This is a genomic window from Thermophilibacter provencensis (genome assembly GCF_030372065.1).
GTDB lineage: Bacteria > Actinomycetota > Coriobacteriia > Coriobacteriales > Atopobiaceae > Thermophilibacter > Thermophilibacter provencensis_A.
The window spans coordinates 295,577-310,360 of the sequence record NZ_JAUDEA010000001.1 but is presented as its reverse complement, the minus strand read 5'-3'; the positions used below and the strand labels follow the sequence as shown (position 1 = coordinate 310,360).

14 protein-coding genes and 1 tRNA gene are annotated in these 14,784 nt (G+C 65.6%); 13 read left to right on the top strand and 2 right to left on the bottom strand.

Translation table 11 applies throughout. From position 1 onward, the window contains the following. Window positions 1-12: 12 nt before the first annotated feature. The 7 genes from QUW25_RS01455 (at window position 13) to QUW25_RS01425 (ending at window position 4,816) form a co-directional block, all read left to right on the top strand. Window positions 13-456, top strand: a complete 444-nt coding sequence (locus QUW25_RS01455; protein ID WP_289510457.1) for a pilus assembly protein — start codon at window positions 13-15, stop codon at window positions 454-456. After that, the gene (locus QUW25_RS01450) at window positions 428-2,488 is read left to right on the top strand and encodes a hypothetical protein (protein WP_289510456.1); all 2,061 of its coding nucleotides are present in this window, start codon (window positions 428-430) and stop codon (window positions 2,486-2,488) included. The genes QUW25_RS01455 and QUW25_RS01450 overlap by 29 nt, the downstream gene beginning before the upstream one ends. Then, window positions 2,485-2,964, top strand: coding sequence for a TadE family protein (locus tag QUW25_RS01445; RefSeq protein ID WP_289510455.1), 480 nt, complete (start codon window positions 2,485-2,487; stop codon window positions 2,962-2,964). The genes QUW25_RS01450 and QUW25_RS01445 overlap by 4 nt, the downstream gene beginning before the upstream one ends. Before the next feature lies 1 nt (window position 2,965). Then, on the top strand, window positions 2,966-3,325 hold the full coding sequence (locus QUW25_RS01440) for a DUF192 domain-containing protein (RefSeq protein WP_289510454.1): 360 nt from the start codon (window positions 2,966-2,968) through the stop codon (window positions 3,323-3,325). Window positions 3,326-3,340: 15 nt separating this feature from the next. Continuing rightward, window positions 3,341-3,871, top strand: coding sequence for an FHA domain-containing protein (locus QUW25_RS01435; RefSeq protein ID WP_289510453.1), 531 nt, complete (start codon window positions 3,341-3,343; stop codon window positions 3,869-3,871). Between the two features lie 133 nt (window positions 3,872-4,004). Next, window positions 4,005-4,337 (top strand): type II toxin-antitoxin system prevent-host-death family antitoxin, encoded by a 333-nt coding sequence (locus QUW25_RS01430; RefSeq protein WP_289510452.1) that lies wholly within the window; start codon window positions 4,005-4,007, stop codon window positions 4,335-4,337. Between the two features lie 403 nt (window positions 4,338-4,740). Continuing rightward, window positions 4,741-4,816: transfer RNA gene (locus tag QUW25_RS01425), tRNA-Phe, on the top strand. A 450-nt stretch (window positions 4,817-5,266) separates the two neighbouring features. Here QUW25_RS01425 and QUW25_RS01420 read toward each other — a convergent pair. After that, complete coding sequence (locus QUW25_RS01420) at window positions 5,267-5,611, bottom strand: acylphosphatase (RefSeq protein ID WP_289510451.1); 345 nt, start codon at window positions 5,609-5,611, stop codon at window positions 5,267-5,269. Window positions 5,612-5,729: 118 nt separating this feature from the next. On the opposite strand from QUW25_RS01420, the gene QUW25_RS01415 reads away from it, so the two are divergent. The 6 genes from QUW25_RS01415 to QUW25_RS01390 all read left to right on the top strand — a co-directional run bounded on the left by QUW25_RS01415 (window position 5,730) and on the right by QUW25_RS01390 (window position 12,367). Continuing rightward, window positions 5,730-7,715: a subtype A tannase gene (locus QUW25_RS01415; RefSeq protein WP_289510450.1), complete on the top strand. Its 1,986-nt coding sequence runs from the start codon at window positions 5,730-5,732 to the stop codon at window positions 7,713-7,715. 14 nt (window positions 7,716-7,729) lie between these two features. Then, window positions 7,730-9,115: a branched-chain amino acid transport system II carrier protein gene (brnQ, locus tag QUW25_RS01410; RefSeq protein WP_289510449.1), complete on the top strand. Its 1,386-nt coding sequence runs from the start codon at window positions 7,730-7,732 to the stop codon at window positions 9,113-9,115. After that, complete coding sequence (locus tag QUW25_RS01405) at window positions 9,112-9,780, top strand: peptidylprolyl isomerase (RefSeq protein WP_289510448.1); 669 nt, start codon at window positions 9,112-9,114, stop codon at window positions 9,778-9,780. Before brnQ ends, QUW25_RS01405 begins: the two co-directional genes overlap by 4 nt. A gap of 149 nt (window positions 9,781-9,929) precedes the next feature. Continuing rightward, window positions 9,930-10,427 (top strand): CarD family transcriptional regulator, encoded by a 498-nt coding sequence (locus QUW25_RS01400; RefSeq protein ID WP_289510447.1) that lies wholly within the window; start codon window positions 9,930-9,932, stop codon window positions 10,425-10,427. A 117-nt stretch (window positions 10,428-10,544) separates the two neighbouring features. Beyond that, a complete protein-coding gene (locus QUW25_RS01395; RefSeq protein WP_289510446.1) occupies window positions 10,545-10,850 on the top strand; it encodes an ACT domain-containing protein in 306 nt (101 codons plus the stop codon). Window positions 10,851-10,915: 65 nt separating this feature from the next. Beyond that, the gene (locus tag QUW25_RS01390; protein WP_289510445.1) at window positions 10,916-12,367 is read left to right on the top strand and encodes a citrate synthase; all 1,452 of its coding nucleotides are present in this window, start codon (window positions 10,916-10,918) and stop codon (window positions 12,365-12,367) included. Between the two features lie 154 nt (window positions 12,368-12,521). On the opposite strand, the gene QUW25_RS01385 is transcribed toward QUW25_RS01390, so the two are convergent. Then, a complete protein-coding gene (locus QUW25_RS01385) occupies window positions 12,522-14,780 on the bottom strand; it encodes a KUP/HAK/KT family potassium transporter (RefSeq protein WP_289510444.1) in 2,259 nt (752 codons plus the stop codon). Window positions 14,781-14,784: the final 4 nt, after the last annotated feature.

The following is a 14,784-nucleotide window of genomic DNA, read 5'->3' as shown; positions in this document are numbered from 1 at the left end:
ACGCGCGGTCAGATGAGCGTGGAGGCGGCGCTTCTCCTCCCGGTCGCGCTCGCCCTCATCGCCCTGCTCGTCCAGCCTGCCTGCGTGCTCTACACCCGATCGGTCATGGCGGCCACGGCAGGCGAGCTCGCGCGCCTTACGACAACGTCGCGAGGGTCGGAGGAGGAGCTGCGCGCCTATGCCCTGCGGCGTCTCGCCGCGGTGCCGGACGTGTCCATCTTTCACGCGGGCGGCCCACGGGCGTGGGAGGTTTCGTGCGAAGGCCCCGGCGATGAGGGGAGGGTGAGCGTCTCCATCGAGGGGAGGGTGCGTCCGCTGCCCCTCTTTGGGGCCCTTGTCGCCGCGCTCGGAACGGTGGACGGCGGGGAGGTCGTGGTGCGCGTTGAGGTCTCGTGCGCCCTGAGCGCGGAGTGGCTGGAGGGAAGCTATGAGGAGTGGATCGGCATGTGGGGGTAGACAAGGCCGGCAGGGCGCGCCGGTCCTCTCGCTCTTTAGGGACAGCGAGGACGGCTTCACGACCGTTGCCGTTGCGGTTGCGCTCCTGCTGAGCCTCTCGCTCGTGTTCTCCGCGGCGGCAGCCGGATGGGTGGCGTCGCGCTCCTCGGAGGTGCAGCGCGTCGCGGACGCCACGGCCCTTGCGGGGGAGAACGCGGTGGCTGCGTTCTCGACCGTTGTCCAGGTGGTGGACGCCTGCTCGCTCAGCCTGGGGCTGGCGGGCGTCGTGGTTCTTGGGGCGGGCATTGTGACCTCGTGCGTTCCCGGGCTCACCGCAACCGGCGCACGTCTGTGCTCGGCGGGAGGCAGGATACTCGATGCCCGCGGGTCCTTTGTGAGAAGCGCCGCCGAGGGCATCGAGCGCCTGGAGGCAACGCTTCCCCTGCTCGTGGTGGCGAACTCGGCCTCCTGCGCCGCGGCCAACTCAAATGGGGGCATCTCGTATATGGGGTGCGCGCTTCCCTTCCCCCTCACCTCGGAGTCGGACTTCTCGGCGCTCGAGCGCGAGGTGGACGATGGTGGGATGAGCGAGCTCTCGGAGGAGATGCGGGAGGCGTCGGCCGCCGCAGAGGACGCTGCCCGTCGCGCGGACGAGGCGCTCCTGCGCGGCTGGACGGCGGACTGTGGCTCCTCGCTGTACTGCCTGAGGGAGCGCGCGGACACGCTGGCATCTCTCCCCTCAACGGAGAACCCGCACTATGCCTCGGTGGAGAGCTGGTCGTTTGGGGCGCCGCTCCTGAGGGCGCGCGCCTACTACGCGGCCCGCCTCGCCGCGGAGTGCCCCGAGGGGCAGGGCGTCGAGGAGCTCACCGACTCCGCGTGTCGGCGCGCCTTCTACGAGTACGCGCTCGATGAGGTCCTGCACGGCTCGTACGTGGAGATGATCGACGGGTCGGTGCGCGTTGACCTTCCCTCCCTGCCGAGAAACACGGACGAGACCCGCTCGACGGAGCTCTACACGCGGCAGACGTGGCCCTGCACAACGGAGGACCAGGCGAGGACGCTGCACTGCTCGACGGAGTGTCCCGGCGCGCAGGGCGAGCCCGCCGGGATGGCCTCCCTGCGGCAGCTTGAGTCGGGCGAGGTCGGGAGCTGCGAGGTGTGCCACATGGACGTGGGTGACCTCGGCCGCGTTGCGGCGGCGTCCACCTCCATCAACAACGGATTTGAGTATCACTGGAGGCTCATCGTGGATGCGTCGAGGGACTACGCCCGCGCCCGCTCGGAGCTCATGGCCGCCGAGGAGCGCGCGAGGGGGCTCGCCGAGCAGGGCGAGGAGTCCTTCTCCCAAGCGCTCGAGCAGCTCTCCGTGACGCGCCCCACCGTCTGCCCGCCAGGGGCGTGGGGATGCGTCTCCGTGGTGGCGCGCTCGGACGGCAAGACCGTTCCCACAGAGCTCACGAGGGCGTTTCTCTCATCTGCTGAGCTTCCCGCGGGTGCGGCCGTCTCTGCCGCCGTGCTTGCCCCGGACGAGGCCACGGAGGAGAACAACGTGCTCTCCAGCTTCTTTGACTCGCTTGTCGCGAGCGGGTCCGCACTTGGGGGTGCCGCCGACGGGGTGCTCGACCTCTGGGGCTCCCTTCTCATGGGGTATGGCTCGGCGTACGGGGGCGTGGCGGAGGCGGGATCCGAGTTTCTCGACGGTCTTGACGGGGTTCTCGGCGGATCCGTTGGGTCGTGGCTCAGGGAGCGCCTCAAGGACGCCTTCCATGCGGTGGGAATCGAGCCCGTGGACATGCGCCTTAGAAAGCCCGTTCTCACCAACACCCAGGATGTGCTGGGCAAGAGCGGATTCAACCAAACCGAGCTGAGGGAGCTCGTCGAGCGTTTGCCGGACGCGCCCACGATCTTTGACTTTGCGCGGGAGGTGGGAGTCATGCTCTCCGATCAAACGGGCGGGGGAATCTTCACCGTTGCCGAGCTCACGATTCCCGGCACCAGCATCTCCATACCCCTCACGATTGACCTCTCGGGCTTGGGTGATGCGGCATGATAAGACTCTTTGCAGATGCGGGCTGGGGCACGCGCGGCCAGATGACGGTGGAGCTTGCCGTCGTCACGCCCGTTGTCATCGTGATGACGCTCATCGTCTTCAACCTGATGCGCTACGTCGTTGCCTGCGCCGCCTTTGACCAGGCGGCCCTCGACTGTGTGGTGGCTCACGGGGTGGCTCCGAGCGGGGAGCAGAGCGAGCGGGGCGCGGTCGAGCAGGTCAGACGTGCCCTTTCGGAGGCGCTCGAGGACTACGGGTCGTGCGAGGTGGACGTGCGGGCCGAGGGTGCGGGCTCCTCTTCCCAGGGAGAGACATTCGCTCTATCACCCCTGCTCACACGCTATGTCTGCACGCTCACCTACCATCCGTGGCCCTTGAGCGTCCGCATGCCCGGAATCACCTACGGGGCGCCCTTTGCCCTCACGCACGAGCGCTCCCTCATTGTGGACAGGTATCGGCCCGGGGTGGTGGTCTGAGATGGCAACGGTTAGGCTCGCGTCCGACGAGCGACCGGAGACGGTGCTCGAGTTCAGGGTTCTGGGCTCATGGCGCGAGAAGATCCGCGGTCTTCTCGGCACATCGCCCGATGCGTCCCCGGTCATGCTCACGAGGTGTGCCTCGATTCATACCTTTGGGATGGCCTACCCGATTGACGTTGCCTTTGTCGGTGAGCTGGGGGAGGTGCTCGAGGTCAGACGGGGGCTCTGCCCGCGCGCGTTTGCCTCGCACGCGGCCGCGTGCTGCGTGATGGAGCGCCCGTCGCGGGAGGGCCCGTGGCTGGAGGAGGGGGAGCACCTCTGGATAGTGTCGATAAGTGCCGACGCCCTTGCGGCATAGAAGATGGGAGAGACGATGGAGAGAGCCAATGCAATGCGAGCGAGCGGATGCTTTGAGACGAAGGTCTGCCCAAGGTGCGGGGCGGAGCTCTATGCGGACATGAACGTGTGCTACGGGTGTCTCTACGACTTCTCGCGGGACGCTCCTCGCCCGCCGCGCGCCCCGCTCTCGCTGCTTGTGGGGGAAGACGGTCCGGAAGACACGGTTAACCTTGCGGCGGCTGCCGGCGAGCCCCTTACGGAGCGCGTTGGCATGATGATGCGAACCTCCTCCGTTGACGTGTGGATAGCTGTCTCGGACGAGGGCGTCTCCATCGGTCGTGCGCCGGAAAACGACGTAGTCCTCCATTCGCCCGCCATCTCCGGGCGACATCTCAGCATCGTTCCGACGCCCGATGGCATGGAGGTCAGCGACCTCGACTCGACCAACCCCGCCCGCTATCACGGAAGGGAGGTGCGCGGGCGCGTCATAGTCTCGTACGGGGACACCATCGACGTGTGCGGCTGCATCCTCACCATGACCGGTCCCACGATCGATGTCTACTGATCGCGCTCCTCTTGGCCTGCCCCAGACGGCTCGTCACCGGCTTCTTGCATGAGTTACATATTCAAACACATAGTTACATATATACTCAGATATATAATCTGATGCAAGGCAATCAAGGAGTCAGGAGGATCGTATGTCTGGAATGGCCGATTTGCTCGATAACCTCGTTCCCGTGTCCGACCTTCAGAGGTCCGCCTCGGCAACGCTCGACCGGGTGAGGGAGGGGAGCCCCGTCGTCATCATGAGACGTGGCGTACCCGCCGCCGTCATGATCACGCCCGAGGAGTGGCGAGAGTACGAGCGCCTGCGCGAGGATGCCGAGGATGCCGCGGATCTTGCCCTGGCAAAGGAGCGCCTCGCAAAATGGGACGGCGATACCACGAGTCTCAGGCGCTTTGAGGATGTCATGTCCGAACTTGGCGTAACCGATAAGGAACTGGAAGGCGTGGAAGTGGAGCTGGAGTGAGCTGGACAGTTGTTAACCTCCCGCAAGCCAATCGCGATCTCGCAAAGCTGGAACCTTCGCAGAGGCGCCTTGTGGCAAAGGCGATAAACAGAGTTGCGGTTAACCCATTGCCACAGTCGGAGGGAGGGTATGGAAAACCCCTTGGCAACCGGGGAGGCAGAGACCTCACGGGCTTGCTGAAGATCAAGCTCAGGGGATCGGGCCTCAGAATCGTGCGTTACCTCAAGCGAGAGGCGAAAAAAGATGGTCGTCGTTGTAGTTGGCGTTCGGGCATCTGACGAGGTGTATGCGACTGCCGTCAGAAGGGTTGGCGGTTTCGGCGCCCTCTAGGCCTTGCGGGCGAGAAGCCAAAAAAGTCTTTGACACCCATGGGGAGTTTGGTATAGTAATCCCTGCACCAAATGGCTGGGTAGCTCAGTTGGTAGAGCAGGGGACTGAAAATCCCCGTGTCAGGGGTTCGACTCCCTTCCCCGCCACCAGAACTTTCGCAGGTCGGAGGCCATGTGTCTCCGGCCTGCTTTGCTATGACGGGCGCATGTGGGCTGCCTGCGCCGCCTGCTGAGAAAACCCAGCCTCTGTGCCAATATCAAAGAGACGCGCCGAGAAAACCGGGCAGCTGTACCACGCGCGTGGAGCTCATGTCGAGAAACTCCGACATCTGTACCACGCTGTCGTAGAAAAACCGCCCTCTGTACCGCGAGGAAGCGGGTTCAGACGAAGTGGAATCGTTTCCACAGGCGTGGACACCCACATCGTTGGTACAGACCGCGGTTTTTCTCGGCGCGCCGAGAAGAAAGTGGTACAGCCCCCAGGTTTTCTCGTCACGCCCACGTACTGGTGGTACAGCCCCTGGGTTTTCTCGCCATGTCAGAGGAGATGTGGTACAGCCCCCAGGTTTTCTCGGTGTGTCGGCGAGAGCCGTATACGGTCTAGTAGCGCACCTCAAAGCGCTTGTCGTCCACCAGGGGCTCAATGTCCTCGCGCTCGGACACCACGTAGTGGATGGGGTGACGCCGGTACTGCTCGAGCATCTGCGAGAAGAACGCGCCCACATGCGACTCGCTGCCCTGGATCTCTGCGGTGACCGAGCCGTCCAGCTCGTTTTTCACCCATCCCGTGAGCTCGAGGTTCTTTGCCACCAGCGAGGCGGTCCAGCGGAAGCCCACCCCCTGGACCTCGCCCACAAAGCGCAGGCGCAGGCGCTTGGTGTCGGCGGGGAGCTGGGGCTCCTCCTCGGGCACGGACTCGGACTCTTTGTGCCAGAACGTGAACATGGCTCCTCCGGCGTCTCGCTATTGGCAATTGATGGTATGCCCCCGCCCGGGGGCCTTGCGGTCCTCTCGTTGCGTACAATAATACCCGCGGCTGAACGCTCACGCACAAGGAGGGACGATGGGCTGCACAAGAAGAGAATTTCTCGCGTTGGCCTCCGCGGGCACCATGGTGGGACTTGCCGGATGCACGCCCTCGAGGCCATCCACGCCAACCCAGACGGAAGAGCCCGCCGACCCCGAGCCCTCCGTTGACCTCTCCGAGTTTGAGGGCCTGGCCCTTGACGCCTCTGCCTGGCGCTATGACGAGGAGAACGACATCTACTATCAGCTGGGGCTGACGTACTGCAAGTCCCCCGCCACGGAGACGTACGAGTCGCTCGCGATCTTTGTCCCGGGCGCCTACTTCACCGCGGAGGAGAACGGCTCAACCTTCTCCTGCGCCGTCAACGAGAAGGCCGTGGTGGGCAACTTCACCCCCGCGACCGCGCCGATCCTCATGCCCATCAACACCGGTACCCTCGCGGCGCAGGCAAGCCCCACCGCCTACGACTACGAGGGCCTCGCCCCGTACATGGAGGCGGGCTGCATCTACGTCTACGCGGGCTTCCGCGGTCGCTCCGCGGGCTATGACACCTCGTCCGGGACGGGCGAGCTCTTCCCGGGCGGCTCCCCCTGGCCCGTGGTGGACCTCAAGGCCGCCATCCGCTACCTGCGCTACAACGCGGGCTGCCTCCCGTGCGACGCGAGCCGCGTCTTTGTCTTTGGCTTTGGCGCCGGCGGCGGCGTGAGCGCGGTGCTCGGCGCGTCCGGCGACGCCGCCCTCTACGAGCCCTACCTCGCGTCCATCGGTGCCGTCACGCACGACTCCGAGGGCAAGATGGTCTCCGACGCTATCTCGGGCAGCGCCTCGTGGTGCCCCGTGACCTCCTTTGACACCGCCGACGCCGCTTATGAGTGGTGCCAGGGCCAATACGCCGACGACGCCACGCGCGCCGAGGGAACATGGACTCGCATGCTCTCGCAGGAGCTTGCCGCGTCCTATGGCGCCTGGGTCAACGAGATGGACCTGCGCGCCGACGACGACACGCAGCTCACGCTCGACGAGACTGAGGCGGGGGTCTTCTCGATGGGCTCCTACGCCTCCGCGCTCATCGGCGTTCTCGACGAGGCGGCAACCTACTTTGTCCAGAACACCACCTTCCCCTACACCTACACGCCGCAGCGGCTCGAGGAGCCGACCTTCCCGGGCGACCCCAACCTCGCCGCCACCCGCGCCGCCGATGCCACGACCGCCCCGACGACCTCCGGAAGCGTGCCGGCGGACGGCACCGGCGAGGGCGAGGCGGGGGAGGTCCCCGGCGACACCGAGGTCATCAACTCGGAGGAGGCCGAGGGCGAGGCGGGTGCCGAGACCGTGGAGACAACCTCCCAGGTCATGATGCCCGTCGGCGTGGCCCAGGTTCAGTCGACCATCTACGATTCCGCCCAGAGCTACTTTGCCGCGCTCAACGCGGACAGCTGGTGGATCAACTACAGCCATGGCTCCTCGAGCGTCTCCGTCTCCAGCCTGCGCGACTTTGCCCTGCACATGCGCCCCGCAACGCTTGCGGCCTCGCCCTTTGACCTGCCTGACCGCAGCTCCAAGAGCAACCAGCTCTTTGGCATTGGCGAGGAGTCCACGCTGCACTTCGACGCCATGGCGGCAGAGATCGTCGAGAAGAACATGGACGCCTACGCCGAGTGCGAGGACTGGGACCCCGAGTACGAGACCGCCTGGGAGACCGACCTCGAGAAGGTGGACTCCCTTGAGACGAGCATGGAGGCCCGCGTCTCCATGATGAACCCGCTCTTCTGGCTGAGCGGCCACTACGAGGGCTACGGCCAGGCGAGCGTTGCCCCCCACTGGCGCATCAACGAGGGCCTCTTTGACTCCGAGGCCCCGCTCGCCACGGCCTCCAACATCGTCTTCGCGCTGCGCAAGTATGACGGCGTGGCAGACGTCTCCCACACGCCCGTCTGGGGCCAGGGCCACGTCCTCGCAGAGCGCTCGGGAACGCCCACGGCAAACCTCATCCGCTGGGTCACGTCCTGCTGCACCGAGTAGGGAGGCGCCGCTAGGTGGAGACCGAGAAGCACGACGGGTCCGGGGCCGCTGCCTCGCGCGGCGGCCTCGCACCGCGCCAGACGCTCTTCGTGGGCATCACGCTGTTCTCGATGTTCTTTGGCGCGGGAAACCTGATCTTGCCGCCGCTGCTCGGCGTCCAGGCGGGTCGAGAGGTGCTCCCCGCCCTCGTCGGCTTCTTCGTGACGGGCGTTGGCCTGCCCGTCCTGGGCATCGTCGCCGTTGCGCTCTCGGGCACGCTGCGCGAGCTTGCCGCACGCGTCCACCCGCTCTTCTCGCGCTTCTTTGTTGCCCTTGTCTACCTGGCCATCGGCCCGTGCCTCGCCATTCCGCGCACGGCCTCGACGGCCTTTGAGATGCTCTCGCCCCTTCTGGGGGACGCCGTCTCGCCGGAGGTCGCGCGCCTCGTCTTCTCGGTGGCGTTCTTTGCGCTGGCCTACGTGCTCGCCATGCACCCGGGGCGCCTTACCAGGCTGCTCGGCCGCTTTACCGGCCCGGCGCTCATCCTGCTCATCGTGGCCGTCGTGGGCGCCGCGCTCGCGTCGCTTCTCGGCGTTGACTCTCTGCCGGACGTCGCGCCCGTCTCGCCCTATGACGGCTCCCCGGCGGTCCAGGGCTTCCTCACGGGCTACCAGACCATGGACCTGCTCGCATCGCTTACCTTTGGCATCGTCATCGCGGAGAACATCCGCTCCCTGGGCGTCACGGAGTCCGGTGGCGTCATGCGGGAGGTCTGCCGCGCGGGCGTCATCGCGGGCGTACTCATGATGGCGGTCTACGGCGGCCTGGCCGCGGTGGGCTTTGAGCTGAGCGCCCAGCTCGCCGGCGCAACAAACGGCGCCGCCGTGATCACGGCCTCGGCGACCTCGCACTTTGGCCTGGTGGGGACCGTCGTGGTGGCGGCCATCTTCCTGCTTGCCTGCCTCAACGTGTGCATTGGCCTCATCAGCTGCTGCGGCACCTACTTTGCCGGGGAGCTCCCGCGCGTGTCCTACCGCGCCTGCGCCATTGCGTTTGCGGCGTTCTCCTGCGCCGTCTCAAACCTCGGGCTGGACGCCATCCTGTCCTTCTCGGCAACGCTTCTGGGCATCCTGTACCCGCCGGCCATCGTGCTGGTGCTCATGGGGATGCTGCGTCGGGTCTTTGGCCGCGCCCCTGCCGCCTGGCCGCTCACGGTGCTCGTCACGGTGGTCGTGAGTGCCGTGACGGGCCTGCGCGACGCCCTCGCGCCCAGCCTCGCGCTGCCGCTCGACCTGCTCCCGCTCTCAGACGTTGGCCTCGGGTGGGTGCTGCCCGCCCTTCTCACCGCCGCGCTGACCGTCATCGTCTCCGGGCTCTGCGGCCCCGGACGCCCTCGCAACCAGAAAGGACCCATCTCATGAAGCGTCTAGGCCTGACCCGCTCCGTTCTTCTCGGCATGCTCGCCCTCGTTGTGGCGGTGTGCGTCGTAGCGCTTTGCGGCGGCTGCTCTACGGGCGAGAAGGACGAGCCCGCCCCCGCCACCGGCGACGTCTCCGCAGAGGCGGACCCGGACGACCCGTACGCAACCGGGACGCACCACGCCGTCATCGAGGTGGAGGGCTACGGGTCCATCGAGGTCACGCTCAACGCCAACGTGGCGCCCATCACGGTCTCAAACTTCTGCCACCTCGCGGAGAGCGGCTTCTATGACGGCCTCACGTTCCACCGCGTGGTGCCCGGCTTCATGATCCAGGGCGGTGACCCGGCGGGCGACGGTACGGGCGGCTCCGACGAGTCCATAAAGGGCGAGTTTGCCGATAACGGCGTGGACAACAACATCCCCCATGTGCGCGGGACCATCTCCATGGCGCGCGCGAGCGACTACGACTCCGCGAGCTCGCAGTTCTTCATCATGCAGGAGACCAACTCCTCGCTCGACGGGCAGTACGCCGCCTTTGGCACGGTGACCTCCGGCATGGAGGTCGTCGACGCCATCTGCGAGCAGGTGCCCGTTGCGGACGAGCAGAGCGGCTACGTTGCCGAGGAGGACCAGCCGGTCATCACGAGCGTCACCATCGTGGACTAGGCGCCTTGAGGTCCTTCTCGCCGTCCTGCTTCCTGAAGGTAAACGTAATAAAATACTGGTACATGTGTAAGAATTCAATACTCTATCCGTAAACGGCAGGAAAAAACCCTTTTGCGTGATATACTGGACAAACGTGAAAGGAGTGGCCTATGTATGCCATTGGGGAGTACCTCGTCCATCCCGGTCAGGGAGTCTGCCGCGTGGAGGATGTGACCGAGGGCGCCCAGGCGGTCTACCGGCTTCTGCCCGTGGGGAAGCGTCATCCCGTGCACATCAGCTTCCCCGTTGCCAACGAGGCGCGCCTGCGCCCCGTGCTCTCTCGTGCCGAGGCCGAGCGGATCATCAACGAGTACCCCTCCATTGAGGTCGAGAAGTACCAGGCGCGCAACAACTCCCTCGAAGAGGAGCACTACAAGGCCAAGATGCGCGAGGGGACCTGCCGTGACTCGGTGCGCATCGTGAAGACCTTCCGCGCGCGCATGGCGGACCTCTCCTCCCGCAACAAGAAGCCGCCCGTGGCCTACGAGCGCATCCTCAAGGAGGCGCGCGAGCGCTCGCTCTCAGAGCTTGCCGTGGCCCTGGGGTGCACGCCCGATGACGTGGCCATGCTCTTCAAGGAGCGCATGGGGGAGGCGGCGGAGAACTAGCCCGCGCCGCCCTCCGCGCGTTTCCGGTTTGGCACAGTCTCATGTGCGTTCTGCGCCGCACCGCGCGCTCCTTTAGAATGGATGGTCACCGACACGTGCCTACCGCAAGGAGGAGCCATGGCCGCAGACGAGCTTGAGACGAACGAGAGCGCCCCCGAGAGCCGCGCCATCATCACCGTGCTGGGAAGCGACCGTCCCGGTATCGTTGCCTCGGTGGCGGGTGCCCTCTCGGAGCGTCAGGCCAACATCCTGGACATCTCTCAGACCATCCTGCAGGGCATCTTCACGATGACCATGCTCGTCGACTTGGGCTCTGCGAGCTTCTCCGAGCTCAAGGAGCAGCTCGACGCCCTCTCCGAGAGCCTCGGCGTGCAGATCATGATGCAGCGCGAGGAGGTTTTCAGGTACATGTACCGCCTCTAGGCCCAACGGGGTCGGCGGTCTAGGAGCGCGGCGGGACGCGATGCCCACCGCCGAGGAGGTAGCCTATGATTCGCATGCCCAAGGGCGGGGGGTGGCCCATCCTCACGCCCCATGAGACGCCAGCCTTCGATCACATTGCGGACGCCTATCCCATGCCGTCGGTAGGCCTCGGCCTGCCGCCCGCCTCGGACGGCCTCTACCATGGCTACGAGGACGTCGATGTGGTTCCGAGCGAGCTCTACGCAAAGTACGACGTCAAGCGCGGCCTGCGCAACGCGGACGGGTCCGGTGTGCTCGTCGGACTCACGACCATCTCCAACGTGCACGGCTACAACAAGACCGAGCACGGCATCGAGCCGGACGACGGCCAGCTGATCTATCGAGGCTATGGCGTGGACCAGCTCATCTCCGCGGCGCAGGCCGAGGACCGCTTTGGCTACGAGGAGGTCGCGTACCTGCTCATTGCCGGCAAGCTCCCCACGCATGAGGAGCTCGACGACTTCCGCGCCCGCATTGACGCCCGCAAGCAGCTCCCCGAGGGCTACCTGAGCATCTTCCCGCGCGCCACCTACAGCCACTCCATCATGAACGTGCTGCAGCGCGCGACGCTTCTTCTCTACGCGTTTGACCCCACGCCGGACGACACCTCGCCCACGCACGAGATTGACGTGGCGCTCTCCCTTCTCGGCCGCTGGCCGCGCACGGCCGCCGTGGCGCACGCCGCCCACGTGGCCGAGCAGAACGACACCAAGCTCATGGTGCCGCCCGTCCGCGAGGGCTACACGATGGCCGAGACGGTGCTCGACGTCCTCAAGAGCGACGAGGGCTTCACGCACGAGGAGGCCATGCTCCTTGATGTCATGCTCATCCTCCACGCCGAGCACGGTGGCGGCAACAACTCTACCTTCACCACGCGCGTGCTCTCGTCCTCCGGGACCGACGCCTACTCCGCCTACGCGGCGGCCATCGGCTCGCTCAAGGGCCCCAAGCACGGCGGCGCCAACTTCAAGGCCGGCGACATGATCGAGGACGTTGCCGCGCACGTTCGCAACTGGGACAACGAAGACGAGGTGGCGGACTACCTCGCCAAGATCCTGCGCAAGGAGGCCTTTGACAAGGCGGGCCTGCTCTACGGCCTGGGCCATGCCGTCTATACCAAGACCGACCCGCGCGCGGAGATCATCCGCGAGTACGCGCGCAAGCTCGCCGAGCAGAAGGGCCAGGTCGAGAAGCTCGACCTCATCGCCAGCATCGAGCGGCTCGGACCCCAGGTCATGCGCGACGTGCGCGGCATCACCAAGCCCATCAGCACCAACATCGACATGTACACCGGCTTCGTCTACTCGATGCTCGGCATCCCGCAGGACCTCTTCACGCCGATCTTTGCCATGGCGCGCCTGGCCGGCTGGACCGCGCACCGCATGGAGGAGCTCTACGGCGCCGGCCGCATCATCCGCCCCGCCTACAACTCCGTGATGCCCCACAGCGGCGAGTACGTGCCCATCGACGAGCGCTAGTGATGACAAAGGTGACAGGGTAAACCGTCAGGAAACCTGACAAAGGGTGACAAGGGGGACAGGGTTAACTGTCATGAAGGGGCCGCCCGGCATTACGCCGGGCGGCCCCTTCATGACAGTTAACCCTGTCCCCCTTGTCACCCTTTGTCAGGTTTTACTCCTCGTCCTCCTGGGTGACCTCGGAGCCCTCGTCCTCCTCCTCGTCGTTGATGACGAGCGGGCGGAACGAGGCGGTGTCGCCGCCCACGAGGCCGCGCATGGCCTCCTCGGCCTGGGCGTCGCGCTCGCCCTTCATCTGGACGGAGAAGATGTCCTCGTCGTCCTCGTCCGAGCCCTGGGGTTGGGCGGGCTTGGCCGCGAGCTGCGGGGCCACGTCGCTGAGCGGGCGGCGCGTGAGCTTGTGCTGGCGCTTCTTCTTGGAGAAGAGCGGCACGTACTCGAAGATCACGCTCGAGTTCTCAAGGCCGTACCAGCGGGCAGGCGAGCCGCAGATGCTGCGGATGAGGTACTTGAGCTCAATGACGCGCTGGTCAAAGCCCGAGATGTCCGTCTCGGGGGAGAGCAGCTTTCGGATGAGGCAGAAGCGGAAGTCGCCCACGGCGCTGCGCTCGCGGTAGATCGAGTACTTGTGGTTCTGCGGCGCGAGCTGGTTCTTCTCGATGAGGTCGTCGACCACCTGGTAGAGGTAGGTGTTGATGCGCTGGTTGACCTTGAAGCCCAGGCGCAGCTGCACCTTGAAGAGGAAGTCCGTGTCAAAGTTGTTGACGATGAACTCGTGGGTGTAGGGCTCGTCGGTGACCTGGACGTTGAGGAAGTAGTAGGCGCGGGCGCGCTTGGGGCGCTTGTCCAGGATCGAGTAGAGGATGTCGCGGTCGAGCTTGTCGAACGAGGAATCGTTGGTGAGGAAGACGAGATTGTCCGCGAGCAGCGGGTAGTCGTCGTCATGGGAGAGGTCAAAGAGCTGGTCGAGGTACTTGTCGACGGGGAGGTAGACCGTCTGGGTGCGCTCGACGGCCGTGCCGCGGCGCCACACGTACATCACCACGAAGATAAGGAAGCTGATGACCACGGTGACGTAGCCGCCGTGGAAGAACTTCGTGAGGCTCGAGAAGAAGAACATGAACTCGATGGCGCCAAAGAAGATGGCAAACGGCACCGCGAGCCCCGTCCTGTGGTGGATGCGGGAGAGGTAGACCGTGAGCAGGATCGTGGTCATGAGCATGGTGACCGTGATGGCCAGGCCGTAGGCGGCCTCCATGTGCGCGGAGGTCTGGAAGAGCAGGACCACGCAGATGCAGGCGATCCACATGACGTTGTTGACCATGGGGATGTAGATCTGGCCCTTGGTCTCGGAGGGGTAGTTGATGCGCATGTGGGGCATGAGGTCCAGGCGCACCGCCTCGGAGACGATGGAGAAGGAGCCGGTGATGAGCGCCTGGGAGGCGATGATCGCGGCAAAGGTGGAGAGCAGGACGGCGAAGGCGCGGATCTGCTCGGGAAGCATCTGGAAGAAGGGGTTGAGGTCGCTCACGGCGGCGAGGTCGACGTTGCCCTGGTTGGCGATGATCCAGGCGCCCTGGCCAAGGTAGTTGAGGATGAGGCAGACCTTCACGAACGGCCAGGTGGCGTAGATGTTGGGCTTGCCCACGTGGCCCATGTCCGAGTAGAGGGCCTCGGCGCCGGTGGTGCAGAGGAACACGTTGCCCAGGACCATGAGGCCGGCGGCGTTGAGGTTGCCGTTAAAGAGGAACGTGATGCCGCGCACGGGGTTGAGGGCGCGGAAGACGTTGAGGTCGAGGCCGATGTTCATGAGGCCGGCGGCGGCCAGGAAGAGGAACCACGCCGTCATCACGGGGCCAAAGAGCTTGCCGATCGTGGAGGTGCCCGCCTTCTGCAGGAAGAAGAGCACGCAGAGGATGGCGATGACGATGGCCACCACGATGCTCTGGTTGTCACCGATCACGCCGTAGATGAAGTCGACGGTGCGCAGGCCCTCGATGGCTGTGGTGACGGTCACGGCCGGCGTGAGGATGCCGTCGGCGAGAAGCGCCGCGCCGCCGATCATGGCGGGGATGATGAGCCAGCGCCCGCAGCGCTTGACCAGGCTGTAGAGGGCAAAGATGCCGCCCTCGTTGTGGTTGTCCGCCTTCATGGCCACGAGCACGTACTTGACCGTGGTGATGAGGGTGAGCGTCCAGATGATGAGGGAGAGGGCGCCGAGCACCACGTCCTGGGACATGGTGGGAAGACCTCCGTTGCCGGAGATGATTGCCTTGAGGGTGTACATGGGGCTCGTGCCGATGTCTCCGTACACGACGCCCAGGGTGACGAGGATCATTCCCGCGGAGAGAGGTATGCCGGCGTTCTTGACCTTGCGAGGGGTCTTTGCCGGCGAGTCGGTCTTCGCTGCCATGATG

Bases quoted from the DNA above. Each gene is read 5' to 3' on its own strand.
- QUW25_RS01455 (WP_289510457.1), top strand. From the start codon at position 13: ATGAGCGTGGAGGCGGCGCTTCTCCTCCCGGTCGCGCTCGCCCTCATC.
- QUW25_RS01450 (WP_289510456.1), top strand. From the start codon at position 428: ATGAGGAGTGGATCGGCATGTGGGGGTAGACAAGGCCGGCAGGGCGCG.
- QUW25_RS01445 (WP_289510455.1), top strand. From the start codon at position 2,485: ATGATAAGACTCTTTGCAGATGCGGGCTGGGGCACGCGCGGCCAGATG.
- QUW25_RS01440 (WP_289510454.1), top strand. From the start codon at position 2,966: ATGGCAACGGTTAGGCTCGCGTCCGACGAGCGACCGGAGACGGTGCTC.
- QUW25_RS01435 (WP_289510453.1), top strand. From the start codon at position 3,341: ATGGAGAGAGCCAATGCAATGCGAGCGAGCGGATGCTTTGAGACGAAG.
- QUW25_RS01430 (WP_289510452.1), top strand. From the start codon at position 4,005: ATGTCTGGAATGGCCGATTTGCTCGATAACCTCGTTCCCGTGTCCGAC.
- QUW25_RS01420 (WP_289510451.1), bottom strand. From the start codon at position 5,611: ATGTTCACGTTCTGGCACAAAGAGTCCGAGTCCGTGCCCGAGGAGGAG.
- QUW25_RS01415 (WP_289510450.1), top strand. From the start codon at position 5,730: ATGGGCTGCACAAGAAGAGAATTTCTCGCGTTGGCCTCCGCGGGCACC.
- QUW25_RS01405 (WP_289510448.1), top strand. From the start codon at position 9,112: ATGAAGCGTCTAGGCCTGACCCGCTCCGTTCTTCTCGGCATGCTCGCC.
- QUW25_RS01400 (WP_289510447.1), top strand. From the start codon at position 9,930: ATGTATGCCATTGGGGAGTACCTCGTCCATCCCGGTCAGGGAGTCTGC.
- QUW25_RS01395 (WP_289510446.1), top strand. From the start codon at position 10,545: ATGGCCGCAGACGAGCTTGAGACGAACGAGAGCGCCCCCGAGAGCCGC.
- QUW25_RS01390 (WP_289510445.1), top strand. From the start codon at position 10,916: ATGATTCGCATGCCCAAGGGCGGGGGGTGGCCCATCCTCACGCCCCAT.
- QUW25_RS01385 (WP_289510444.1), bottom strand. From the start codon at position 14,780: ATGGCAGCGAAGACCGACTCGCCGGCAAAGACCCCTCGCAAGGTCAAG.